At 71.1% G+C, this 23,674-nt stretch carries 21 protein-coding genes and 1 pseudogene; 11 read left to right on the plus strand and 11 right to left on the minus strand.

Going from position 1 to position 23,674, the window contains the following annotated elements; genetic code table 11:
* Positions 1-147 precede the first annotated feature (147 nt).
* Positions 148-756, plus strand: coding sequence for an O-methyltransferase (locus M1L60_RS18225; protein WP_253238686.1), 609 nt, complete (start codon positions 148-150; stop codon positions 754-756).
* Here the strand turns inward: M1L60_RS18225 and M1L60_RS18230 are convergent.
* The gene (locus M1L60_RS18230; RefSeq protein ID WP_253238623.1) at positions 733-2,139 is read right to left on the minus strand and encodes a leucyl aminopeptidase family protein; all 1,407 of its coding nucleotides are present in this window, start codon (positions 2,137-2,139) and stop codon (positions 733-735) included. The two genes, M1L60_RS18225 and M1L60_RS18230, sit on opposite strands and share 24 nt — an antisense overlap.
* Positions 2,140-2,217: 78 nt before the next feature.
* Positions 2,218-2,385, minus strand: a complete 168-nt coding sequence (locus M1L60_RS18235) for a DUF3117 domain-containing protein (protein ID WP_014694782.1) — start codon at positions 2,383-2,385, stop codon at positions 2,218-2,220.
* Positions 2,386-2,642: 257 nt separating this feature from the next.
* Between M1L60_RS18235 and M1L60_RS18240 the strand changes: the two genes are divergently transcribed.
* The 3 genes from M1L60_RS18240 (at position 2,643) to M1L60_RS18250 (ending at position 5,213) form a co-directional block, all read left to right on the plus strand.
* Positions 2,643-3,452: a PaaX family transcriptional regulator gene (locus M1L60_RS18240; RefSeq protein WP_253238624.1), complete on the plus strand. Its 810-nt coding sequence runs from the start codon at positions 2,643-2,645 to the stop codon at positions 3,450-3,452.
* Entirely contained in the window at positions 3,449-4,237 is a 789-nt protein-coding gene (locus M1L60_RS18245) for an enoyl-CoA hydratase-related protein (protein ID WP_253238625.1), read from the plus strand. Before M1L60_RS18240 ends, M1L60_RS18245 begins: the two co-directional genes overlap by 4 nt.
* 166 nt (positions 4,238-4,403) lie before the next feature.
* Complete coding sequence (locus M1L60_RS18250; RefSeq protein WP_253238626.1) at positions 4,404-5,213, plus strand: S1 family peptidase; 810 nt, start codon at positions 4,404-4,406, stop codon at positions 5,211-5,213.
* Between the two features lie 365 nt (positions 5,214-5,578).
* On the opposite strand, the gene M1L60_RS18255 is transcribed toward M1L60_RS18250, so the two are convergent.
* The 5 genes from M1L60_RS18255 to M1L60_RS18275 all read right to left on the minus strand — a co-directional run bounded on the left by M1L60_RS18255 (position 5,579) and on the right by M1L60_RS18275 (position 8,390).
* Positions 5,579-6,118: a hypothetical protein gene (locus M1L60_RS18255; RefSeq protein WP_253238627.1), complete on the minus strand. Its 540-nt coding sequence runs from the start codon at positions 6,116-6,118 to the stop codon at positions 5,579-5,581.
* A gap of 169 nt (positions 6,119-6,287) precedes the next feature.
* On the minus strand, positions 6,288-6,908 hold the full coding sequence (locus M1L60_RS18260; protein ID WP_253238628.1) for a DNA-3-methyladenine glycosylase I: 621 nt from the start codon (positions 6,906-6,908) through the stop codon (positions 6,288-6,290).
* A gap of 34 nt (positions 6,909-6,942) precedes the next feature.
* The gene (locus M1L60_RS18265; protein WP_253238629.1) at positions 6,943-7,440 is read right to left on the minus strand and encodes an SRPBCC family protein; all 498 of its coding nucleotides are present in this window, start codon (positions 7,438-7,440) and stop codon (positions 6,943-6,945) included.
* A complete protein-coding gene (locus tag M1L60_RS18270; protein ID WP_253238630.1) occupies positions 7,437-7,943 on the minus strand; it encodes a DivIVA domain-containing protein in 507 nt (168 codons plus the stop codon). Before M1L60_RS18270 ends, M1L60_RS18265 begins: the two co-directional genes overlap by 4 nt.
* A gap of 69 nt (positions 7,944-8,012) precedes the next feature.
* Positions 8,013-8,390 (minus strand): NADH-quinone oxidoreductase subunit A, encoded by a 378-nt coding sequence (locus tag M1L60_RS18275; protein ID WP_253238631.1) that lies wholly within the window; start codon positions 8,388-8,390, stop codon positions 8,013-8,015.
* A 166-nt stretch (positions 8,391-8,556) separates the two neighbouring features.
* On the opposite strand from M1L60_RS18275, the gene M1L60_RS18280 reads away from it, so the two are divergent.
* The 3 genes from M1L60_RS18280 to M1L60_RS18290 are packed head-to-tail and all read left to right on the plus strand — an operon-like array spanning position 8,557 to position 12,301.
* The gene (locus M1L60_RS18280) at positions 8,557-10,425 is read left to right on the plus strand and encodes a 2-oxoacid:acceptor oxidoreductase subunit alpha (RefSeq protein WP_253238632.1); all 1,869 of its coding nucleotides are present in this window, start codon (positions 8,557-8,559) and stop codon (positions 10,423-10,425) included.
* Complete coding sequence (locus tag M1L60_RS18285; RefSeq protein ID WP_253238633.1) at positions 10,418-11,449, plus strand: 2-oxoacid:ferredoxin oxidoreductase subunit beta; 1,032 nt, start codon at positions 10,418-10,420, stop codon at positions 11,447-11,449. Before M1L60_RS18280 ends, M1L60_RS18285 begins: the two co-directional genes overlap by 8 nt.
* Positions 11,450-11,500: 51 nt before the next feature.
* Positions 11,501-12,301: an SAM-dependent methyltransferase gene (locus M1L60_RS18290; protein ID WP_253238634.1), complete on the plus strand. Its 801-nt coding sequence runs from the start codon at positions 11,501-11,503 to the stop codon at positions 12,299-12,301.
* Here M1L60_RS18290 and M1L60_RS18295 read toward each other — a convergent pair.
* A complete protein-coding gene (locus tag M1L60_RS18295; protein WP_253238635.1) occupies positions 12,285-13,298 on the minus strand; it encodes a potassium channel family protein in 1,014 nt (337 codons plus the stop codon). The genes M1L60_RS18290 and M1L60_RS18295 overlap by 17 nt on opposite strands.
* A gap of 164 nt (positions 13,299-13,462) precedes the next feature.
* Between M1L60_RS18295 and M1L60_RS18300 the strand changes: the two genes are divergently transcribed.
* Positions 13,463-13,963: a phospholipase gene (locus M1L60_RS18300; RefSeq protein WP_253238636.1), complete on the plus strand. Its 501-nt coding sequence runs from the start codon at positions 13,463-13,465 to the stop codon at positions 13,961-13,963.
* Here M1L60_RS18300 and M1L60_RS18305 read toward each other — a convergent pair.
* The gene (locus M1L60_RS18305) at positions 13,960-16,614 is read right to left on the minus strand and encodes an adenylate/guanylate cyclase domain-containing protein (protein ID WP_253238637.1); all 2,655 of its coding nucleotides are present in this window, start codon (positions 16,612-16,614) and stop codon (positions 13,960-13,962) included. The genes M1L60_RS18300 and M1L60_RS18305 overlap by 4 nt on opposite strands.
* A 594-nt stretch (positions 16,615-17,208) precedes the next feature.
* On the minus strand, positions 17,209-17,418 hold the full coding sequence (locus M1L60_RS18310; protein ID WP_253238638.1) for an FmdB family zinc ribbon protein: 210 nt from the start codon (positions 17,416-17,418) through the stop codon (positions 17,209-17,211).
* An 809-nt stretch (positions 17,419-18,227) separates the two neighbouring features.
* Between M1L60_RS18310 and M1L60_RS47860 the strand changes: the two genes are divergently transcribed.
* From M1L60_RS47860 to M1L60_RS18325, 3 genes and pseudogenes are all read left to right on the plus strand, one after another.
* Positions 18,228-19,136, plus strand: a complete 909-nt coding sequence (locus M1L60_RS47860) for a lytic transglycosylase domain-containing protein (protein ID WP_253238639.1) — start codon at positions 18,228-18,230, stop codon at positions 19,134-19,136.
* A gap of 88 nt (positions 19,137-19,224) precedes the next feature.
* Entirely contained in the window at positions 19,225-20,244 is a 1,020-nt protein-coding gene (locus M1L60_RS18320; RefSeq protein WP_253238640.1) for a GNAT family N-acetyltransferase, read from the plus strand.
* Positions 20,245-20,376: 132 nt separating this feature from the next.
* Positions 20,377-22,665, plus strand: a pseudogene (locus M1L60_RS18325) (DUF8508 domain-containing protein); the annotation flags it as partial.
* Here M1L60_RS18325 and hemB read toward each other — a convergent pair.
* Entirely contained in the window at positions 22,662-23,651 is a 990-nt protein-coding gene (gene hemB / locus M1L60_RS18330; RefSeq protein ID WP_253238641.1) for a porphobilinogen synthase, read from the minus strand. The pseudogene M1L60_RS18325 and the gene hemB overlap by 4 nt on opposite strands.
* Positions 23,652-23,674: the final 23 nt, after the last annotated feature.

A 23,674-nucleotide genomic window follows, 5' to 3' on the forward strand; every position in this document is an offset into this window, starting at 1 on the left:
GCATAGACGGCCCGGTGCATCCCCGGCGAGCACCGTTCTAGTCTTCTACCCGATGTACGCGGCTCGCTGCCACGTCGTCACCGAGTGCCCCGGAGGTTCGTCATCGTCCCGTCAGCCCGCCCGTTCGGCCCGTCGACGGGCCAGGCCATGCAGTTCGCCGAGGCGTACGCCAGCGAGGACATCGTCCTGGCGACCGCTCGCAGCCTCGCCCTCGAGCTCGGACTCGACAGTGTCAGCCCGGCCTCGGGGTCGGTGCTGCGCCTGCTCGCGGCGGCCGGCAGCGCCAAGGCGGTGGTCGAGATCGGCACCGGCACCGGGTCCAGCGGTGTCTGGCTGCTGCGCGGCATGCGGGCCGACGGCGTGCTGACCACGATCGACGTCGAGAACGAGCACCAGCGGATCGCCCGCCGCATCTTCGTCGAGGCCGGCTTCGCCCCGTCGCGCACCCGGATCATCACCGGCCGCGCCCTGGACGTGCTGCCCCGGCTGGCCGACGGCGTCTACGACCTGGTGTTCGTCGACGCCGACGTGACCGAGTTCGGCGCGTGTGCCGACGCCGCCCTGCGCCTGCTCCGGCCGGGCGGGGTGCTGCTGGTCAACGGGGCCATGGCCAACGGCCGGATCAGCGACCCGGCCGCCCGCGACGTGGACACGCTGACCGTGCGCGAGACGCTGCGGGCGGTGCGCGAGTCCGAGGAGTGGATCCCGGCCGTGGTGCCCTCGGGCGCGGGCCTACTGGCCGCCGTCAAGCGCTGAGAGGTAGCGCAGCAGCATCCGTACGCCCCAGCCGGTGCCACCCCGGGTCAGCTCGCCCTCTGTGCTGTCGGTCCAGGCCGGACCGGCGATGTCGAGGTGGGCCCAGCGGTCGGCGTAGGGGCCGGTGAACTCGCGCAGGAACAGCGCGGCCATGCCCCCGCCGTGGGTCGGCGAGCTGTGCCGGTCGGCCACGTCGCTGCGCAGCAGTTCGCGGTAGTCGGCGGCGAGTGGCATACGCCACATCCGTTCGCCGGCCTCGGCCCCGGCGTCGCGCAGAGCGGTGGCGAGCGCGTCGCTGTCGCTGTAGAGCGCGGCGATCCGCGGGCCGAGCGCGACCGGAGCGGCCCCGGTCAGGGTGGCCAGGTCGATCACCACGTCGGGATCGAGCTCGGCCGCGTAACCCAGCGCGTCGGCCAGCACGAGCCGGCCCTCGGCGTCCGAGTTGGTGGTCTCGCTGGTGGTGCCGTCGTAGTGGGTGATCACGTCGCCGGGGCGGTAGGCCGAGCCGCTGACCGCGTTCTCGGCCAGCGGCAGCAGCGCGGTGATGCGTACGCAAAGGTCGAGCTCGGCCGCGGCGAGGGTGGCGGCGGCGACCGCGGCCGCGCCGGCCATGTCGTTCTTCATCCGCTTCATGCCCTCGCGGGTCTTGATCGAGATGCCGCCGCTGTCGAACGTGATGCCCTTGCCGACCAGCACCACGTGGGTCGTCGCCCCGGGCGGGGCCCAGGTCAGCTCGACCAGGCAGGGCTTGAACCGGGAACCGCCGCCGACCGCGCGCAGCCCGCCGAACCGGGCCAGCTCGGCCCCGGCCCGCACGCGGACGCTCGTGCCGGGACGCTTGGCCGCGGCCCCGCTGACCTCCTCGGCGATCCAGTCCGGGTTCTTGATCGAGGGCGGGGTGTTGGTGAGGTCGCGCGCGAGCCACGTCGCCCGGGCCGCCACCTCGGCCTGGCGCAGAGCTCCGGCGTACGCCGGGGAGTCACCCGTGACGAGCTCGACCGCAGCCGTCCGGGGCTCCTCCTGGGCATCCCGGTAGCGATAGCCGCCCAGCCACAGGCCTTCGGCCAGCCCGCGTACGGAAGCCGCCCCGCCCAGGAGCACCTGAGCCTCTTCGTCGCCGGGCAGTTCCCGCGCGAGGGCGGCGCCGGCCGTCCGCCAGCCCGCCTCGTCACCCGCCCCCACGTGCGCCAGCAGCACCTTGGCCGGGCGCCGCAACGGGCGGGGAAATTCCTGGACCGTGCCCGCCGGTCGGCCCGGCGAGGCCAGCTCGGCAATCTCGGCACCGAGTTCGCCGCCGGCGTGCGACAGTGGACCGGACGCGCCGATCGGCACGACCCGGGTCCGGTCGTCGTCGAGGCGGTCGGTCAGCCGGATCGGATACACGAGAGCGTGACCTTTCTCGAAGACGTGGAAAGCCCGCCGGTCCGGGCGGTACCGTACCGGCGGGCTCGCGGTGAAACGTCAGCCGGCGATGGACTTCAACGCATCACCCAGAGCGCTGGCCTCGTCCGGAGTCATCTCAACGACGAGACGGCCACCACCTTCCAGCGGGACACGCATGACGATGCCCCGACCCTCCTTGGTGACCTCCAGCGGACCATCGCCCGTCCGCGGCTTCATCGCCGCCATCTTGTCTCCCCTCAGACCCACATCAGGGTGTCGGTGGGTTACCCCACAGCCACTTCTTACGCCGTGTGCTCAGCCCCACACGGCGTCAATACTTCGTTTCCGACCGGCGGCCGAGGGCCATTGCGCGTGCTGACGCGACCCGGCCCACCGTGCCGATCAAACATTTTCCCTGATGAACACCGGCGAACCCAAACCCAGCCCGGGCGGATGTGACAGCGTCTAGCATATCGTCTTTCGGGCTGTCACAATGTGCGGTCATGCAGGCGCGGTCGGCACTCTTCGACCTGTACGGCGACTACCTCCGCCCCCGAGGCGGCCGCGCGCCGGTTGCGGCCCTGGTCAGACTGCTTGCGCCGCTCGGCATCGCGCCGCCCGCGGTGCGCACGGCGATCTCTCGCATGGTGCGTCAGGGCTGGCTGCACCCTATGCGGCTGGTGTCCGGACCGGGCTATCTGCTCACCCCGAAGGCCGCCCGCCGGCTCGACGAAGCCGCCGCCCGGATCTATCGGACTCACCGCTCAGGCTGGGACGGAAGGTTCGATCTGATCCTGGTCCAAGGGTCGCTGGGCAAGCGGGAGGCGGGCCGGCTGGCCTTTCTCGGCTACGGCCCCCTGGGCGAGCACGCATGGGTCGCGCCCCGGGCCGCCGACGAGGCCGACGCCGTGCTGACCGAGGCCGGAATAGGGTACGAACGGTTCAGCGCCAGCCATGCCGCCGGGTCGCCCGGCGCGGCCGAGGTGGTCGGGCGGGCCTGGGATCTGCCCGAGCTGGCCCGGTCGTACGAGCATTTCGTGGCCGACCTGCGGCCGGTGGTCACGTCGGTCAACGCCCGCAGCAGCGACGAGGAGGCGTACGCGGCCCGCTTCCACCTGGTCCACGCGTGGCGCTCGTTCCTGTTCCGCGACCCGCAGCTGCCTGCCTCGCTGCTGCCCCCACGCTGGCCGGGCGTGAGCGCGGCCGGCTTCTTCGACCGCCACGCGACTCGTCTGCGCCCGGCCGCGGACCGTTACGTCGAACGATGCCTGCAGTCAGTGAGTCGTAACCGTGTGGGATTCTCAGAGCCATGACCGACTCCCTGCTTGTGGACCGCAACGGTGCGGTAGTCACGCTCACGCTCAACCGCCCCGACGCCATGAACGCGCTGACCGTCGAGCTCAAAGAGGCGCTGCGCGACACGCTGGCCTCGCTCGAGAGCGACAAGTCGTGCCGGGCGATCGTGCTGGCCGGCGCGGGTAAGGCGTTCTGCGTCGGGCAGGACCTGCGCGAGCACGAGCAGCAACTCGAGTCGGGCCGCACCGACCTCGACACCGTGCGGGTGCACTACAACCCGATCGCGCAGCGGCTGGCCAGTATGCCCAAGCCGGTGGTGGCGGCGGTGCGGGGCATGGCGGCCGGCGCCGGGGCGTCGTTCGCGCTGCTGGCCGACTTCCGGATCGGCGGGCCCAACACGTCCATCCTGATGGCCTTCGCCAACGTGGGGCTGGCCGGCGACAGCGGCGTCTCGTGGTCGCTGCCGCGGATCGTCGGGCACGCCCGGGCGCTCGAGCTGTTGCTGCTGGCCGAGCCGGTGCGGGCCGAGCGGGCGTACGAGATGGGTCTGCTCTCGCAGTTGGCCGAGGACGACGAGCAGGTGCTGCCGGTCGCGCACGCGCTGGCCGAACGGCTCGCGGCCGGGCCGACGGTGGCCTACGGGGCGATCAAGCGGGAGCTCTCGATCGGGGACGCCGGCACGCTGTCGGACGCGCTCGCGGCCGAGGCCCAGGCCCAGGCCATCTGTGGCGCCACCGCCGACCACAAGGCCGCGGTGTCGGCCTTCGTGGCCAAGCAGAAGCCGGTCTTCGAGGGCAAGTAGCCCCGCTGTTCCTGCCCGCCGGGCCCCGCCGGGCCCCGACGCTCCGGCGCGCCGTCGCGAGGCCCGGCGGTATGACGGTTTTGGGATCGTCACATCCACGAACTTCAATGCCTACGCTCCTCCCCTACGCGTCCTACCGGGCGCGCTCGTTGGTGGGGAGGACCGGATGGTCAAGTGGCGGATCTTCGTGGGCACGGCGCTGACCGCGCTCACAATGGCGGCGTGGGGTGCCACCGCAGCGCCCGCCGTGGCGGCACCGACCGCACCGGGTGACGGCGTGGCCGGCCCGTCGGTGGTCGGCGGCAGCCGGGCCGCGCAGGGCGAGTTCCCGTTCATGGTGCGGCTCTCGATGGGCTGCGGCGGCGCCCTCTACAGCCCCACCCTCGTGCTCACGGCCGCGCACTGCGTGAGCCGCACCGGCAACAACACGTCGATCACGGCCACGATGGGCAGCGTCGACCTGCAGTCGAGCAGCCGGATCACCCGGACCTCGAACTACGTGTACCGGGCGCCCGGCTACAACGGCAACGGGGACGACTGGGCCTTCATCCGGCTCTCCAGCCCGGTGACGACGCTGGCCACCCTGCCCATCGCGACCAGCACGGCGTACGACTCGGGGACGTTCACGATCTCGGGCTGGGGCGCCGCCCGCGAGGGTGGGGCGCAGCAGCGCTACCTGCTGAAGGCCACGGTCCCGTTCGTCAGCGACAGCACCTGCAACTCGTCCTCCATGTACGGCGGCGACGTGATCGCGGCCGAGGAGATCTGCGCCGGCTACACCTCGGGCGGCATCGACACCTGCCAGGGCGACTCGGGCGGCCCGATGTTCCGCCGCGACGCGAGCAACGCCTGGATCCAGGTCGGCATCGTCAGCTGGGGCGACGGCTGCGCCCGCCCGAACAAGCCCGGCGTCTACACCCAGGTCAGCTACTTCTCCTCCGCCATCCGCAGCGCCGCCTCTTCCTTGGGCGGCTGACAACCTCGGCGGGCGTGGGGGCTGAACAGATCGCTACCTGAGCGGCAAACGCCCGCTGACAGACCGGGCGCCGGGACGAGCACCGTCCCGGCGCCCGGCCCACTGCGTTCTGAGCCAGCTATCGATGGGGTGCCGACCGGACGCCCTTACCGGCCATCCGCAGACCAGTCCTTGAAGGTGGGAAGTGGGTGGTCCCGCGGGCCGGGCTCGTTCCCCCCACCCGCTTCGGCCAGGCCCGTTCGCCCGCCATGCCCGCAGGTGGCCGTTGGGCAGCCGTCACATGCGGGCAGCCGTCACAAGCGGGCAGCCGTCACAAGCGGGCAGCCGTCACAAGCGGGCAGCCGGATTCTGCGTCGAAGCGAAGCTCAGTCCTCGTCTTCTTCTTCGGGGTCCTGGTTGGCTTCCTCGCCGAGGACGAAGGCCTGCATGGCCAGCTCGTTGCCGGAGGGCCAGACGTAGGTGGGGAGCTCGACCGGGCCCAGCTCGAGCATGTGCGACCAGAACTGGCGCACCGCCTCAGCCGGGGTCTGGGCCTCGATCGGGAGGGCGACGCTGACCAGCCACGTCTTCTTCTCGGCGACGGCCGTCGCGCCGCCGATGGCCCCCGCGAGCCGCCGGAACACGACAGGATCGACCGGCGCGATACGCACGTCGTGTTCGTCGAGGTGCAGCTCGTCGGCGGGCACCGGCTGGTCGAAGGCACGCCGCAGGTAGGCCAGCGCCAGCTCGTCGCCGTCGGCCTCCACCGCCTGGGCCAGGGCCACGACCTCACCGCCGACGACGAGGAGCACCTCATCGTCGGGCTCGATCGGGCCCGCGCCACCCGACACGTTCACCGTGTCGTGGTGGAAGAGCCGCTCGGTCGCCCATCGATCCGCCGGAATGATCACCGCCCACTGCGCCATACGTTCCATCTCATCACGCGTCCCGAACGAGCCGTCACGCGGCTGGGAAGGGCAGCCTTACCCAGCCGGTACGGCCGCCTCACCCGCGCACAACCGCAGCCTCACGCCCTATGGCCGCCACCCTCGCGCGGTCACGGTCGGCAGCCTCACGCCCCCGATGGCCGCCGCCTCACGCGACCGGGTCGGCACCGAGAGGTGGGACCCAGCAGCCGGCCACGTGGTCGTCGACCATGCCGGTGGCCTGCATCAATGCGTAGGCCGTGGTGGGGCCGACGAAGCGGAAACCTCGTTTCTTCAGGTCTTTGGCCATGGCTTTGGACTCGGGTGTCTGCGCCGGCACGTCGGCCCGGGTGGCCGGGCGGGGCGGGCGTGGGGACGGCGCGTAGGACCACAGCAGCTCGGACAGGCCACCGGGCAGGTCGGCCGCGACCCGGGCGTTGGCCAGCGCCGCGTCGACCTTCATGCGGTTGCGGACGATGCCCGTGTCGGCCATCAGGCGGGCCGCGTCGCGCTCGTCGAAGGCGGCCACCGCGGCGATCGAGAAGCCGGCGAACGCGGCCCGGAACGCCGGCCGTTTGCGCAGGATCGTGATCCAGGCCAGACCGGACTGGAACGCCTCGAGGGTCATGCGCTCGAAGAGCCGGTCGTCGCCGTGGACCGGGCGGCCCCACTCGTCGTCGTGGTAGGGCACGTAGTCGGGCGTGCTGCCGCCCCAGAAGCAGCGGGCCCGGCCGTCGTCACCGACCACCAGGCCGGATTCCAGCAAACCGGACGCCGAAGGGTCTGTCATGGCGACCAACTTAGAGCGGGGGTCCGACAGAAAATCAGGGCAGGCGGCCCTCTTCGACCAGCCGGCCGAACTTCTTCAGGGCGCCGGTGAAGCCCAGCTTCGAGCCCGGCCAGACCACCGGCCAGGCCAGCTTGCCGACCGGGCCGCCCGGCAGGTGGAACCACTCGTGCAGCACGACCTGGGTGCGGTCGCCCGACATAGCGGTGCAGCGCATCGTGCCGGGCCCTCGCAGCACCTTGCCGCAGTGCACGACGCCCACCTCGTACGGTGGATTGACCTTGACCACCCGCAGCTCGTCGCGCAGCACGGCCGGGCCGAGCGCGGTCACCGCCTCGACCAGGCTGCCCTCGCCGCCGTCGCCCTCGACCACCCGGACCCTGGTCAACGGGATCCAGTCGCCCTGCTTCTCCCAGTTGAGGAACGCGGCGAAGACCTTCGGGGCCGGCGCGTTGACGATCACCGTGGCGGTGACCTCGCCGGTGCCGGGGCGGGCGGCCTCGCCGAGCCCGTCGACCGGGTCGGTCGCGCTCACCGCGGCTCCGCCGATTCGGACGTCGGAGCCGCGGACGAGACCGAGGACGAGGACGCCGTGGCATCGGCCGGAACGGCGTCGTCGGGAACGCGGTTGACCTCGATCTGCAGCTCGGGCTGGGCCGGCACGGTCACCTCGGCGGGGGCGATCGCCGCCTCGCGGGCCTTGCGGAGCACGTCGGCGTCGGCCGTGCGGCCCTCGCGCAGCGCCGCCACCTCGGCCTCGAGCACACCGATGAGCTCGCCCTTGTAGCCGATGTCGTAGGCCGCCCGCTGCAGCGCCTGGTCGACCTGGGACATGCGGTAGCCGCGCCAGGCGGTGTCGAACTTGGTGCGGGCGACGTCCTGCTCACCGAGCGGCCGGTCGCTGGGCAGGGGCACGGCGGCCCCGTCCGGCTCGACGGGCGTCAATGCGTTGTCGCCGCCACCGATCATCACGGTCACGCCGAACACGATCGCGGCCACGACCAATGCCACGACGATGAAGAGGAGAAGCTGGCCCATGCGCTGAATGTTGGCATGTCGGACAGCGCGTGGCGAGTCCGCCACCCCGACACGCCCGGGGCCGGACCTCTAGGTCCAGGTCAGGATCTTTTTGCGCCAGGCGTACAGGATGCCCAGGGCGAGGACCGCCACGAACACCCCCATCTCGGTCACGGTGGCCCAGCCGAAGCCCGGAAGGTCGAAAACGACAGCCCACGGGAAAAGAAAAACGGCCTCCACGGCGAAGAGCACATAGAGGTACGCATAGACGTAGTAGCGGATCTGCGCCTGGGCCCAGTCGCCGCCCACCGGGTCGATGCCACTTTCGTACGCCAGGAATTTGCCCGGCGGCTGGGCCGGAGCGGCCGGGCGCAGCAGCTTGTTGGCCCCGAAGGCCCCCACGAAGACGAGCACGCCGGCCGCCGCGACCAGGCCCAGCGTGGCGTAAGAACCGAGATACCCGTCCACGATCGTTCAGGGTAGCCGGATAGTGGACTCCTGTGGTTCAGCCAAGCCTCACCTGGCTACTGTGGTCAACGGCCTGCCCCCGCCCGTAAGGAGCGGCGACGTAGGCTGGAAGTGACGAAGCGGGCCGGCCCATCGATGTGCTCTCATCCCCCGCCGGCCGGCCCTCATGGGAGGTTGCGAAGTGTCCGCTGGAGCGAAGCGAGTCGAACAGCTGGACCGGGTGGTCATCCGGTTCGCCGGCGACTCGGGCGACGGCATGCAGCTGACCGGTGACCGATTCACCTCGGAAACCGCCCAGCTGGGCAACGACATCTCGACCCTGCCGAACTTCCCGGCCGAGATCCGCGCACCAGCCGGCACCCTGCCCGGTGTCTCGAGCTTTCAGGTGCATTTTGCGGATTACGACATCCTGACCCCGGGCGACGAGCCCAACGTGCTGGTCGCGATGAATCCGGCCGCGCTCAAGGCCAACCTGGCCGACCTGCCGTCCGGCGCCGACATCATCGTCAACACCGACGAGTTCACCAAGCGCAACCTGGCCAAGGTCGGTTACGCGGTGAGCCCGCTCGAGGACGGTTCGCTGGCCGACTTCGCGGTGCACCCGGTCGCCCTCACCTCGATGACGGTGGGCGCGCTGGCCGAGCTCGGGGTGGCCAAGAAAGACGGCGAGCGCGCCAAGAACATGTTCGCGCTCGGCCTGCTGAGCTGGATGTACTCGCGCCCGTTCGAGTCGACGCTGCGCTTCCTCGAGACCAAGTTCGCCAAGCGCCCCGACCTGGTCGCGGCCAACAAGGCGGCCTTCCAGGCGGGCTGGAACTTCGGCGAGACGACCGAGAGCTTCACCGTGCGGTACGAGGTGAAGCCGGCCCGCATGAAGCCGGGCACCTATCGCAACATCACCGGCAACCAGGCGCTCGCGCTGGGTCTGGTGGCCGCGAGCGTGCGCAGCAAGCTGCCGCTGTTCCTGGGCGCCTACCCGATCACCCCGGCCTCCGACATCCTGCACGAGCTGTCCAAGCACAAGAAGTTCGGCATCACCACGGTCCAGGCCGAGGACGAGATCGCGGCCATCGGGGCGGCGGTCGGGGCCTCGTACGGTGGGGCCCTGGGGGTCACCACGACGTCGGGGCCCGGGGTGGCGCTGAAGGGCGAGACGATCTCGCTGGCCATCGCGCTCGAGTTGCCGCTGGTCATCGTCGATGTGCAGCGGGCCGGCCCGTCCACCGGCATGCCGACCAAGACCGAGCAGGCCGACCTCAACATGGCGCTGTTCGGCCGGCACGGTGAGGCTCCGCTGTCGGTGATCGCGCCCAAGTCGCCGTCCGACTGCTTCCACGCGGCGATCGAGGCCGCCCGCATCGCCTTGAAATACCGGACGCCGGTCATCCTGCTCTCCGACAACTACGTGGCCAACGGCTCCGAGCCCTGGCTGCTGCCGTCGGCCGACGAACTGCCGGACATCTCGGTCGAGTTCACCACCGAGCCCAACGGCGACGACGGGCGCTTCCTGCCCTACCTGCGCGACCCCGAGACCATGGCCCGGCCGTGGGCGATCCCCGGCACGGCCGGTCTCGAACACCGCATCGGCGGGCTGGAAAAGGCCGACAAGACCGGCGACATCTCGTACGACCCGGCCAACCACGAGTTCATGGTGCGCACCCGGGCCGCCCGCATCGAGGCGATCGAGGTGCCTGACGTCGAGGTCGAGGACGCCGACGAGAATGCGCGCGTGCTGGTACTGGGCTGGGGTTCGACGTACGGCCCGATCGGCGCGGCCTGCCGGGCCCTGCGGCAGCGCGGGTTGCCGATCGCCCAGGCCCACCTGCGCCACCTGGCGCCGTTGCCGGCCAACCTGGGTGAGGTGCTGGCGGCGTACGAAAAGGTCGTCATCCCCGAGATGAACCTGGGCCAGCTGGCCCACGTGATCCGCGCGAAGTACCTGGTCGACGTGGTCCCCTTCAACCAGGTCAGCGGCCTGCCCTTCACCGCCGCGACGCTGGAGAACATGCTCGAGGACGTGGTCAAGAATGGCTAGCCCCACTATCCCGATTACCCCGGTCAAGCTGACGGCCAAGGACTTCAAGTCCGACCAGGAAGTGCGCTGGTGCCCGGGCTGCGGTGACTACTCGATCCTGGCCGCCATGCAGCGGTTCATGCCCGAGCTGGGCATCGCACGCGAGAACATCGTCTTCGTCTCGGGCATCGGCTGCTCCTCGCGCTTCCCGTACTACATGAACACGTACGGCATGCACTCGATCCACGGCCGGGCGCCGGCCATCGCCACCGGGCTGTCGGTGTCGCGGCCCGACCTGTCGGTGTGGGTCGTGACGGGTGACGGTGACGCGTTGTCGATCGGTGGCAACCACCTGATCCACGCGTTGCGCCGCAACGTCAACCTCAAGATCCTGCTGTTCAACAACCGGATCTACGGCCTGACCAAGGGGCAATACAGCCCGACGTCCGAACTCGGCAAGATCACGAAGTCGACGCCGGCCGGCTCGGCCGACTCGCCGTTCAACCCGATCTCGCTCGCGCTCGGGGCCGAGGCCACGTTCGTCGCCCGGACCATCGACTCGGACGCCAAACACCTGCAGTCGGTGATGCGGGCGGCCGCCGAACACCAGGGCTCGGCGTTCGTCGAGATCTACCAGAACTGCAACATCTTCAACGACGGCGCGTTCGAGCTGATCAAGGACTCGGGCACCCGCGACGACCACCTGATCCGCCTCGAACAGGGCGAGCCGATCACGTTCGGCGCCGACCAGCAGTTCTCGGTGACCCACCCGGCCGGCAGCTTCGGGCTCAAGGTCGAAGCGGGCGGCGAGGCGCTGGTCCACGACGCCACCGTGGACGACCCGGCGTACGCGTTCGCCCTGTCGCGCCTGTCCGGGTCCGACCTGAACACCACGCCGATCGGGGTGTTCCGCAACGTGCAGCGTCCGTCCTACGACGAGCTGATCACCAAGCAGCTGGTCGACGCCAAGGCGCAGGCCGACGGCACGCCCGAGCAGATGCTCGACGGATTGCTCGCCAAAGCCGACACCTGGACCATCCTCTGAGGAGCTGAAAGCGGTAGGCTGTCAGCCCTCATCGATGCCTGGGGGCCGGCCATGACCGAACCTGAGCTCAACACCGAGGTCGCGCATTCGGCTCGGGTGTGGAACTACCTGCTCGGCGGCAAGGACAACTTTGCCGCCGACCGCGAGGCGGCCGAGTACGCCCTGGCCCTGATGCCCGAGCTCGTGCAGTCGGCCCGGGCCAACCGCGAGTTCCTGGGTCGCGCGGTCCGCTTCCTGGCCGGCGAGGCGGGCGTTCGCCAGTTCCTCGACATCGGCACCGGGCTGCCCACCGCCGACAACACCCACGAGGTGGCCCAGGTCGTCGCGCCCGACAGCCGGGTCGTCTACGTCGACAACGACCCGATGGTGCTGGTCCACGCGCGGGCGCTGCTGACCAGCACCCCGCAGGGCGCCACCGACTACATCGAGGCCGACCTGCGCGATCCGGCCGCCATCCTTCGCGCGGCGGCCGGCACGCTCGACTTCGACCGGCCGATCGCGATCATCCTGTCCGGCATCGTCAACTTCGTGGTCGACGACGCCGAGGCGACGGCCGTGGTGCGGCAGCTGGTCGAGGCGGTGCCGGTCGGCAGCTACCTGGTCGTCTCGCACCCGACCACCGAGGTCAACGGGCCCGCGGTCGAAGAGTCGATGAAGCAGTGGAACGAGAGCGGCGCCGCGCCGATCACCGCCCGCACGCGGGACGAGATCGCCGCGTACTTCGCCGGCCTCGACCTGCTCGATCCCGGCGTCGTGACCTGCTCGGCGTGGCGGCCCGACCCGGCTCGGCCCCAGATCACCGACAAGGTCTCCGAGTTCGCCGGGGTCGGGCGGCTCACACAGCGACGTTGACGTCGCTGGTCTCGTCGCGGATGTACACGATCATGTCGCCGGTCTCGATGGTGACGACCTGCTCGCCGCCCAGCGGCAACACTTTGCCCCGGCGGATCAGCGCCACGACCAGCGTCTGCAACTGCCGCGGGTTCTGGCCCACCTCGGCCCGCTCGGCGCTGCGCATGGCCAGCGCCATGCCCTGACCGGGGGTGAGCAGGTCTTCCACCACGTCGATGAGCGGCGGGGCGGTGGTCGTGAGGCCGAGCAGACGGCCGGCCGTGGCCGACGAGACGATCACGTGGTGGGCGCCGCTCTGCTTGAGCAGGGCCGCGTTCTCCTGCTCGCGGACCGAGGCGATGATCCGCACCTGGCCCGCCGTGAGCTGGCGGACGGTCAGCGAGATCAGCACCGAGGCCTCGTCGGTGTCGGTCGCGATGATGACCGCCTTGCAGTTCTTGACGTCGGCGTCGAGCAGCACGGCCGAGCGCGTCGCGTTTCCCTCGATCACCACGAGGCCGTTGGCCTGGGCCTGGCGTACGCCGTCGGGCCGGCTCTCGACGACGACGATCCGCGCCTTGGTGTAGCCCGTCTCGAGCAGGGCGGCGACCGCGGCCCGGCCTTTGGTGCCGTAGCCGCAGATGATGATGTGGTCCTTCAACTGTCGCCTCCACCGGCTGACAAGCAGGCTGTTGCGGTACTGGTCGGTGAGCACCTCGAGGGTGGTGCCGACCAGGATGATGAGGAAGAGCACGCGGGCCGGGGTGATGAAGAGGATGTTGACCAGCCGGGCGTGCGGGGTGAAGGGCGTGATGTCGCCGTACCCGGTGGTGGAGAGCGACACGACCGCGTAATAGAAGCAGTCGAGCAGGGTCAGCCCGTCCTCGTTGACGTCCCGGTAACCGTCCCGGTCGACGTAGATGATCGTCACCGTGACCAGGACGAGCAGCAGCGCGAGCGCCAGACGAATGGCGAGCGCGCGGAGAGGGCCCTTCCGGACCCTCGGCAGATGGATCATGAGATGCCCCGCACGGTGACACCATAGCGATCGTGCCTGGGCCGACCACCCAGGACATCACATTAATCATCGTTCAGGAACATCAAATCCGTCGTTCGGCACGCTTCGGAAAAGCGGCATCGATACCGTTGCATGGGTCGTACCCCGGTTCGAAAACTGCGGAGATGACCCGACGCATCGCTCTTGTCCTCGCTCTGGTTCTGGTCCTCGTCGCCCCGGCCGGGTCGGCGCAGGCCGCGGCCGCCGCCAAATCGGAGGTGCTGGCCGGCTGGACCCAGCCCACGGCGGCCAGCTACGCCGCCTGGAACGCGGCCCGGCTCGACCGGGAGCCTTGGAAGGAGTACGGCTTCGACTGGTCCACCGACGACTGCTCGGCCAGCCCCGAGCGGCCCCTCGGCTTCAACTTCACCCTGGCCTGCCGGCACCACGACTTCGGCTACCGCAACTACAAGGACCTGGGTGACTTCCGGGCCAACAAGGCGCGGGTCGACGACACCTTCTACGCCGACATGAAGCGAGTCTGCGTGCGCCACCACGTCGCTGTCCGAGCCGCCTGCTACACCGTGGCCTGGACGTACTACCAGGCCGTACGCGTCTTCGGCTCGGTGACCGCGGTGCGCCCGGCCGACCTCGACCGGGCGGCCACGCTGATGCGCGACCGTTAGCCGCGCAGGGTCTGGGCGAAGCGGGCGGCGCCGTCTTCGAGATCCGGGTGCTCGACGGCCAGGGCCAGCGCGACGATCCGGTCGAAGCCCAGGCCCACCCCGTCGGCGTAGGCGACGTCGAAGGCGGCATCACCCAGGGCCGTACGCAGGGAAAGTTGCTGGGTCGACCAGAAGCGCCCGAACATCTCGGTTCGCCGAGCCCCGCGCGCCGCCTCGGCCCCGCCGAACAGGACCGCGGCCGTGGTCGGGTCACCACCCAGCGAACAGCGCACCGCGATGGCCGCCACCGCGTCGGCCGCCGCGCCGCTGAACCCGTGCCGCAGCCGCGAGCGCAACGCCACCACCAGGTGATCGTGGGCCGCCACCAGGTCGCCCCGGCGCAACGCGACCATGCCCAGCAGCCAGTCCACGGTCCGCTTGCCGCGGTGCTCGGGGCAGCTCGCCTCGGCCTGCCGGGCCCCGCCCAGCAACTCGGCGGCCGGAGTCAGCTCGTCCCGCCGCCACAGCAGTTCGGCCAGGGCGATCACGGCCGGCAGGGCCGCCTCGGCCACCCCGCACCGCTCGGCCTCGGCGATCACGTCGCGGCACAACTGCTCGGCCTGCTCGTAGTGCCCGGCCTCGATCAGCGTGCTCCGGTGCCCGGCCAGCGCCCGCACCAGCAGCGCGTGATCCTCCTCGGCCCGGGCGATCCGCTCGGCCCGGTCGAGGAACCGGGTGCGCTCGGTGCGGTCGTCGGCCAGACCGGCGTGCACCAGGTGGGCGTACCCGAGCACGGCCGGTTCGACGTCCACCCCGTCCAGCCGCTGGTAGAGGCGGAGCAACAGGTCGCGTCCCTCGGCGGCGTCGCCGTGCTCGCGCCACCACGGGTCGAGGGCCAGCGCCAGCCGCAAGCCGGACCGGACGCTGCCCTTGCCGGCGGACCAGCGCAGCGCCGTCTCCCACTCGGGCACGAAAGGCGCGAGCTCGGTCAGCGACGTGGTGCGGAGCTGACCGTCGGTGTCCACGGCCACGGTATCCAGCGTGTGCATGGCCCAGGCGACGTGCCGATCCCGGGCTGCCCGTTCGTCGCCGGCCGCGGTGAGGCGCCGGGACGCGTACGCCCGGACCTGGCCCGACAACCGGTAACGGGGGCCCGGCACCAGCTCGATCAGGGACTTGTCGGCCAACTCGGACAGCGCGCCCAGCGCCTCGACGCCGCACCACTCGACCGTGCCGAGATCAACCGTGCCGGCGAAGACGGCCAGGCGGCGCAGCAGACCGGCGGCCGGGGTGCTGAGCGTCCGGTACGACCAATCCAGGTTGGCCGTGAGGCTGCCGTGCCGGTCGTCGTCCCCGGCGTTGATCGGGTCGAGCGCGGCCAGCGGATCGTCGAGCCGGGCGGCCAACTGCTCGGCCGACAGCGAGCGCAGCCGGGTCGCGGCCAGCTCGGCCGCCAGCGGTGAACCCTCCAGCCGGGCCGCGACCTGGGCCAGATCGCCGTGGTCCTCGACCGGCGCCGGGCGGCCGCCCCGAGCCTCGGCCGTGCGCTCGGAGAGCAGCGCGAACAGGTCGGCCGGGGACAGCGGCGGCAGGTTCCAGACGATCTCGCCCGGCACGTTGAGCGGCACCCGGCTGGTGACCAGCACGTCGAGTCGAGGGCACCGAGCCAGCAACCGGCGTACGAGCGTGGCGCAGGCGGCGGGGGCGGCATCCGCGGTCTCGAGCACCAGCAGCATCTGCCGGTCGGCGCAGTGGTCCAGCAGCGACTCGAGGATCGCGCGGCCCGGCTCGGACCGCACCCCGAGGGCCGCCGCCACCGCGGGCACCAGAGAATCGGCGGCGACCCCGGCGTCGACCGTCCAGATCCCTTGCGCGTACGCCTCCAGCAGCTGCCCGGCCGCGGCCAGCGCCACCCGCGTCTTGCCCGAACCGCCGGGGCCGGCCACGGTGACCATCCGGTGCCGGTCGACGAGAGCGGTGAGCTCGGCCAGTTCGGACCGGCGACCCAGGAAAGCAGTCAGAGGGGCCGGCAGGTTGTGGGTGGCGGCGCCGGGCGTACGCGGGGCCGGGAAGTCACGGTCGAGGCCGGGCGCGAGGATCTGGAACAGGCGCTCGTCATCGTCGAAGCCACGCAGGCGGTGCGGGCCCAGGTCGAGCAGGTCGACCTCGGGCTGCATCGGAACGGCGGAGTGCGGACCGGGCACAGTCAGGGCAAAGGGGACGGGAGCGCCGGACGTCAACAGGGCCAGCATGGTCGCGCCCGAGCAGAGGATCTGTCCGCCGTGCGCGGCCGCGGCGACCCGGGCCGCCCGATGCACCTCGACGCTCGCGTACTCGCCACCGACCGGCCGGGCCGGACCGGTGTGCATGCCCATGCGGACCTTGGGCGCGACGTCGGCACATGGCCAGGCATGTGCGGACAGTTGCCGTTGAGCCTCCACACAGGCCGCGATGGCGTCGCCCGCATCGTGGAACGCGATGAAAAAACTGTCACCCTCAGTGAATAGTTCGACACCGTCGAAGTGACACAGCGCAGCTCTCATCACGCTGCGGTGATCGCCGAGGACCGAGCCGTAGTTGTCGCCGAGCATCCGGGCCAACCGCGTCGAGCCCTCGATGTCGGTGAACACAAAGGTCACCAGCCCACTCGGCAGCTCGGTCCGTCCCGACACGGTGGAACCTCCGCCCCCTTTGGGAAGTCGCGTCTCATGCTGACGTATCACAGCGTCACCGGCCATCGTAGAAACGGACAGTGACCGTCTTCCCGCCACGGCCGACCCCGGACGGAGGACATCGCCGACTTCGTACAGCACTACGCGTGACGTAACGAAATAGATCGAGCCGGGTCACGCCGCAGTTGGACAGTTCCGGCCGACCGTTCGGCGGTACCCGCAGGAGGCACCCGCCGAGCCGGCCCGCCGGGGCGACGACTAGCCGTTTCGCGCGGCTAGATCATCATATTTCTGGCCAAGCCGCGGGCAGTCGCACTGCCGGTCCGCCAAAGGAGAAAGATCAGCCCGGGTGGGGCGTCCGAACTCGAAAGAGGTCGCCCGTTCCCACGATCCGGGAGTGGGCCCGCTGATCCGCGTTCGACGGGGCCGGTCGCCGCCGGTGCACCGACCTCAGCACGCCGCCGCCGACCTCGAATCGGTGCCCTGTTGATCATCGATGTCTGGGGTGACGGGGCAACGGCAGGGCGCCGGGCCGCTGGCCCGGCGGCTTTCGCCAGGTTGATGCGCGTGCGCTGCTACGACGGGCGGGGCCGCTCAGCAGGCGCAGGCACCGCCGCAACAGCCGCCGCCGGTGGGAGCGGAGGGGGCGCCGCTGCCACGACCGGTCATGGCGACGGCCGACAGCAGCTTCACCGTGTCGGCGTGGCCCTGGGGGCACGTCGAGGGGGCGGAAGCCTCGCTCATCGGCCGGACGACCTCGAACGTGTCGCCGCACGCGCGGCAGCGGAACTCGTAACGCGGCATGCAAGAAGAGTAGGGCCTCCGGAGCGGAGAGAAACAGCCAGTCGGCGCGTGGGCGGGAGTTATCCACAGGCATCAACGCGACCCCTCGTGGCGGGCCTCGGTTGGGTAGTGTCGTCCGCGTGGTGGAGCGGCAGGAGAAACCGGTGGCAGGGCCCGAGCTGAGAGCTGCGGCTCCGCATCAGGGCGGGCCGCTGGCGAGTTCCGGCGCGGCCCCGATCCCCAGCCAGACCCCACCCTCCGCCGCGGGTCTGACGCCAGCCGCGAGCGCAGCGCCGGGTAAGCCGTCGCCGGTCGCGGCTCCGGACGAGGGCAAGAGCGAACAGCGACCGACCGTTCCGGCACAAAGGACCCCGTCCGACGGCCCACTACGGACGACGGCTGCGGACCCTGGGGCTGAAGAAGTAAAAGCCGACAGCGACCCGAAAAACATGGGCAGCACGGCGGCCAGCGCGACAACTACGGGTTCAGCGAGCGGCACGTCGACGCCCGACGTGCCAGCGGCGGGCGGCGCGGCGGCCGGTGGCACGTCCGCTCCGACCAGCGGCAGCGCGGCGGCTGCTGGCGCACCCGTCGGCGCGGCCGAGCGCAGCAAAGCTGCGGGTGGCGCGGCTGCAACCAGCACGGCCGCCGGCGGTGCGGCGGCAAGCGGTACGGCAGCTGGAGGCGCGGCTGCTGGGGGTGCGGCTGCAGGTGGTGCGGCGGTTGTGCGGTCGCCGGGGCGGTTGCGTCGGGCGGCGCCGGTTCGGGTTGTCGGGCGGGTCGGGCGTAGCACCGCGGCCTGGGCCAAGCGGCCCAGCGGGCGGCTCATCGTGCCCGCGGTCATCGCCACGTTGCTGCTCGGCGCGGCCGGGACGGCCGGGGCCTATCTCGTACCTGAGGCTCTTCAGTCGGCGCCCTCGCCCAGCGCCACGCCCGGCTTCCTGGCCGGTGGGGTGCCTTCGGAGGGGCAGTCGGGAGTCAGCGGGCTGCCCGGCACCGACCTGAACGGGCTGCCCGGCACGATGCCCGACGCCACGAGCGGGCTGCCGGGCGCCGACCCCAACGGGCTGCCGGCCGGTCAGCAGGGTGGGCTTCCTGGCGCGCCGCTGCCGACCGGGCAGGTCGGGGCGACGCTCGGGCCGACGAACGGCGTACAGACGGGGGCGCGGCCGGCCGACGCCCTTGCCGGGTGGGCGGGGCCGATGGGCACGCGGCTCGGCATCCCGGTCGTCGCCCTCCAGGCCTACGGCTACGCCGAACTGGTGCTGCAGCGCACCACCCCGGCCTGCCGGCTGAGCTGGACCACGCTGGCCGCGCTGGGCAAGATCGAGTCTTCGCACGGGGCGGCCAACGGGGCCGTGCTCTCCACCGACGGCACGTCGATGCCGCCGATCTTCGGGCTGCCGCTCGACGGCAAGGGCGGGCGGCAGCTGATCCCGGACACCGACCGGGGCGCCCTCGACCAGGACACCACCTATGACCGCGCGGTCGGGCCGATGCAGTTCATCCCGGCCACCTGGAACACCTACAAGGTGGACGCCGACAACAACGGCGTGGCCGACCCGAACGACATCGACGATGCGTCACTGACCGCCGCCACCTACCTCTGCCAGGGCGGACGCGACCTGTCCAAGCCCGAGTCGTGGTGGGACGCGATCCTCTCGTACAACGCCGTCCGGCCCTACGCCCAGAAGGTCTCCGAGGCTGCCAACGACTACGGGCGGCGGTCCCGCGGCTGATGCCGAATCGTGCACGCAGAGTGACAGTACCTACACATTTACGGTCGGAGCACTTCCCAGACGGTGCGGTTACCGGCAAGCTGTACGGGTGAGGGTGCGTGAGTGGGATCCCCGGACCGCTTCGGCGGCGGAGATCCGGTCGCTCGTGGCGACGGTCAACTCGGTGCTTGCGGCCGACCTCCCCGACGACCCACCGTGGATCGACGGTCAGGTCCGTGACTACCTCGCCGAGACCATGCCGGGCGAGCGGCGGATCAGCTGGGTCGCCGAGGACGATCGGCTGCCCGAAGGCGAGAGCGAGATATTCGCCCACATCAGCATGCTGCTGCTCGGCGACATCGGGGTGCTCGAGGTGATCGTGCAGCCCCACCTGCGCCGGCGCGGGCTGGGCCGGCAGCTGGTGGCGGTCGCGGTGCGCCGGGCGTACCTGGAAGGCTTTTCGAGCATCGGGGTCGAGGCCATCGGCGGCACCCCGGCCATCGCGTTCTACGAGGCGCTGGGTTTCGAGAAGGAGTATGTCGAGACCCGCAGCGTCCTCACGTTGTCCGGCGTGGACTGGCCCGCCCTCACCGTCATGTCCAACAGCATCGGCGCCGGCTACCGGGTCGAGTTCCACCCCGGCGGCCCGCCCGACCACCTGCTCGAGGCGTATGCGCAGGCCAAGCTCGAGGCGCCCGACGACGATGACGACCTCGACCTGGCGCCCCGCTCGTCCGACCCGCAGCGGCTGCGCGACTCGCTCGACACGCTGCACAAGCGCGGCCTGAAGCCGTACATCGTGCTCGCCCTGCACGACGAGAGCCAGGTCGTGGCCGGTCTGACCGAGGTCGTCGTCCCGGCCCACCATCCGGAGCGGGCCGACCAGTACGACACGATCGTCGTCCGCGACCACCGCGGTTACGGCATCGACCGGGCGATCAAGGCGCGCATGCTGTTCGAGCTGCGGTCGGCCGAGCCCGAGCTGCGCGAGGTGCAGACCTGGAACGCGCAGCACAACGAGTCGATGCTCAAGGTCAACGCCGAGCTGGGCTATCAGGCCGACCGCGACTGGTACGAGTACGGCGCCGACGTCGCGCAACTGGTTCAAAGCTTGGAGTCCATCGACTAAGCTCAACTTCCTGCGACCGGACGCCGAGCCACCGGTCCGCGTGGAGGCGCCGTGCTGGGTCACCGGTTGTTGCCGCTGGTCGCGTTGGTCGGTCTACTCATCCCGGGCACGGCCCAGGCCGCGGAAAGGGTCGCCGACGAGCCGCTGACCGTCGGTGCCGTCCAGGGCACCGCGGCCCGGTCCCCGTACGCCCCGGCCGCGGGCAACGGGTCGAGCGCGGCCAAATACTCCGTCCAGGGCGTCGTCACCCAGCTCACCCTCGCTCACACCAGCGCCGGTGTCGCCCAGCACGGCTTCTTCCTGCAGAGCCGCAAGACCGCGACCGACGGCGACCCGGCCAGCTCCGACGGCATCTTCGTCTTCCTCGGCACCTTTACGACGCTGATCGGCGACTACACGCCCCGGGTGGGCGACGAGATCATCGTCAACGCGCGGGTGGCCGAGTTCTTCAACCTGACCCAGCTGAGCAGTGCCGAGTGGGTCACCACGGTCGCCACCGGTCTCGACGTCGCGGCCGAGGTGCAGGTCGACGACGCCGTTCCACCCGCCGACAAGGCCACCGCCGACGTGTTCTGGGAGCGGCACGAGGGCATGCAGCTGCGGGTGCGGGCCGGTTCCGGCGTCGTCTCGAACACCAAGACGTTCGCCTCCACTCAGGACGCCGAGGTGTGGCTGGTCGATCGCGACGACCCCCGGCTCCAGCGGGCCGACCCGTACGCGCGAAGGGTTTTCCGCGACGCCCATCCGCTGGACGGCCAGGCCGACGGCAACGGCAGCCGGATCATGATCGGGCCAATGGGTGTGAAGGCCGCGGGCGGAACACTGCCGCCGGCGCGCACCTTCGACACGACCACCGGCGACGCCGTCGGCGGCCTCTATTACGCCTTCAACAAGTACGGCATCCAGGTCGCGACGGCCGCCTTCCGGGCCGGCGCCGACCCGGCCGCCAACCATCCGCCGCGCCCGGCCGACCGGCAGCGCGAGCTGGCCATCTCGACCTTCAACGTCGAGAACCTGTACGACTTCCGCGACGACCCGAACGACGGCTGCGACTTCACCGGCAACACCGGCTGCCCGGGCGTCAACCCGCCGTTCGACTACGTGCCGGCCGACCAGGCCACCTACGACAACCGGCTGGCCCGGCTGGCCCGTCAGGTGACGGCCGACCTGCACAGCCCCGACCTGATCCTGGTCCAGGAGGCGGAAGACCAGGACATCTGCCAGGTCACCGGCCGGGCGCTGGTCTGCGGCCCGGCCGACAACGCCGACGGCAAGCCGGACACCCTGCAGGAGCTGGCGCTGACGATCGCCCGTAACGGCGGACCGGCGTACGACGCGGCCTCCGACCGTAGCGGCGCCGACGCCCGCGGCATCGTGGCCGGGTTCCTGTACCGCACCGACCGTCTGTCCCTGGGTGCGGCCACGCCGACCGACCCGGTGCTCGGCGCGGCCCCACAGGTGATCTATCGCGGCACTCCCCTGCCGGCCAACACCGAGGTGTCCAACCCGAAGACGCTGAACGCGGTGCTGCCGGCCGACGTCGACCGCACGACCGGGGTCGACGGCAGCAACGTCTATACCCGGGCCCCGCAGGTCGGGCTGTTCGAGGTGCGCTCGGCGCCGGGCTCGTCCGATCGGTACCAGCTCTGGGCGATCAGCAACCACTACTCGTCGGGCCCGGAGACCCGGGTCGGCCAGCGGCGGGAGCAGGCGGCGTACGGGGCGGCGATCACCGACGCGATCGAGGTGGCCCACCCGAACGCGCGGGTGGTGCTGGGCGGCGACCTGAACGTCTTCCCGCGGCCCGACGACCCGACCCCGGCCGCGCCCGGCGACCAGCTGGGCCCGTTGTACGCCACCGGCCTGCACAACCTGTGGGACAACCTGGTCGCCAAGGCCCCGTCGTCGGCCTACTCGTACGTGTTCGACGGGCAGGCCCAGACGCTCGACCAGCTCTTCGTGAACGACGGGCTGTACGGCGACCTGATCGACATGCGCGCGGCCCACGTCAACGCCGACCATTCCGAGAGCGCCACCCGCGGGCTGAGCGATCACGATCCTCAGGTGGCGCGGTTCGAGGCGCGGGCCGGGCTGTCGGTCGGGGACGCGGCCGTGGTCGAGGGCCACTCCGGTCGTACGCCAATGATCTTCCCGGTCACCCTGAGCCGGCCTCTGACCAGGGATCTGACGGTGTGCGCGGCCACGGTTCCGGGTACGACGACCCTGCCCTACGCCGACTACGACCCTTACCTGGGCTGCCGGGTGATCCCGGCCGGCGCGACCGGCGTCGACTTCCCGATCCAGGTGCGCGGCGACCGGCTGCGTGAGCGCGACGAGCAGCTCACGCTCGAGGTGGCGGCGCTCTATCCAGTACGCATCCTGGACGGCACCGCAACCGGCACCATCCGGAACGACGACTAGTAGCGGTTGCGCAGCAGCTGGGCGACCTCGGTGGCCCAGTACGTGAGGGTGATCTGCGCGCCGGCCCGCTTGATCGAGGTCAGCGACTCGAGCATGACCCGCTCGCGGTCGATCCAGCCGTTGCGGGCGGCCGCCTCGACCATCGCGTACTCGCCGCTGACCTGGTAGGCCGCGACCGGCACGGTGACCCGCTCGCGGATCGCGGCGATCACGTCGAGGTAGGGCAGGGCCGGCTTGACCATGACGATGTCGGCGCCCTCGGCCACGTCCAGGTCGACCTCGCGCAGCGCTTCGCGCAGGTTGGGTGGGTCTTGCTGGTATTGGCGGCGGTCGCCCTGCAGCGTCGACTCGACGGCCTCACGGAACGGGCCGTAGAAGGCGCCCGCGTACTTGGCTGAGTAGGCCAGCACCGCGACGTCCTGGTAGCCGGCCTTGTCGAGCGCTTTCCGGACGACGCCGATCTGACCGTCCATCATGCCCGACGGGCCCACCATGTGGACGCCGGCGTCGGCCTGAGCCACGGCCATCTCGGCGTAGATCTCGAGGGTGGCGTCGTTGTCGACCGAACCATCGTCGGCCAGCACACCACAGTGCCCGTGCGAGGTGAACTCGTCCAGGCACAGGTCGCCCATCACCACGGTGGAGTCGCCCACCTCGGCGATCAGGTCGCGGAGGCCGACGTTGAGAATTCCTTCCGGGTCGAGCCCGGCCGAACCCGTCGCGTCCTTGTGCTCGCTCGTCGGCACGCCGAACAGCATCAGCCCGCCGACCCCGGCGCTGACCGCCTCGTGGGCGGCCTTGCGCAGGGAGTCGCGCGAGTGCTGCATGACGCCGGGGAGCGAGCTGATCTCGCGCGGCTCGGTCAGCCCCTCCTTGAGAAAGAGGGGCAGGATCATCTCGGCCGGGGCGAGGCGGGTCTCCTCGACGAGCCGGCGCATCGCGGGCGAGCGCCGCAGCCGGCGCGGGCGGACGTCGGGAAAGGACATCGCTACTCCCTGGTCCGGTGCAC

Source organism: Paractinoplanes aksuensis (genome assembly GCF_024137025.1).
Classification (GTDB): Bacteria; Actinomycetota; Actinomycetes; order Mycobacteriales; family Micromonosporaceae; genus Actinoplanes; species Actinoplanes aksuensis.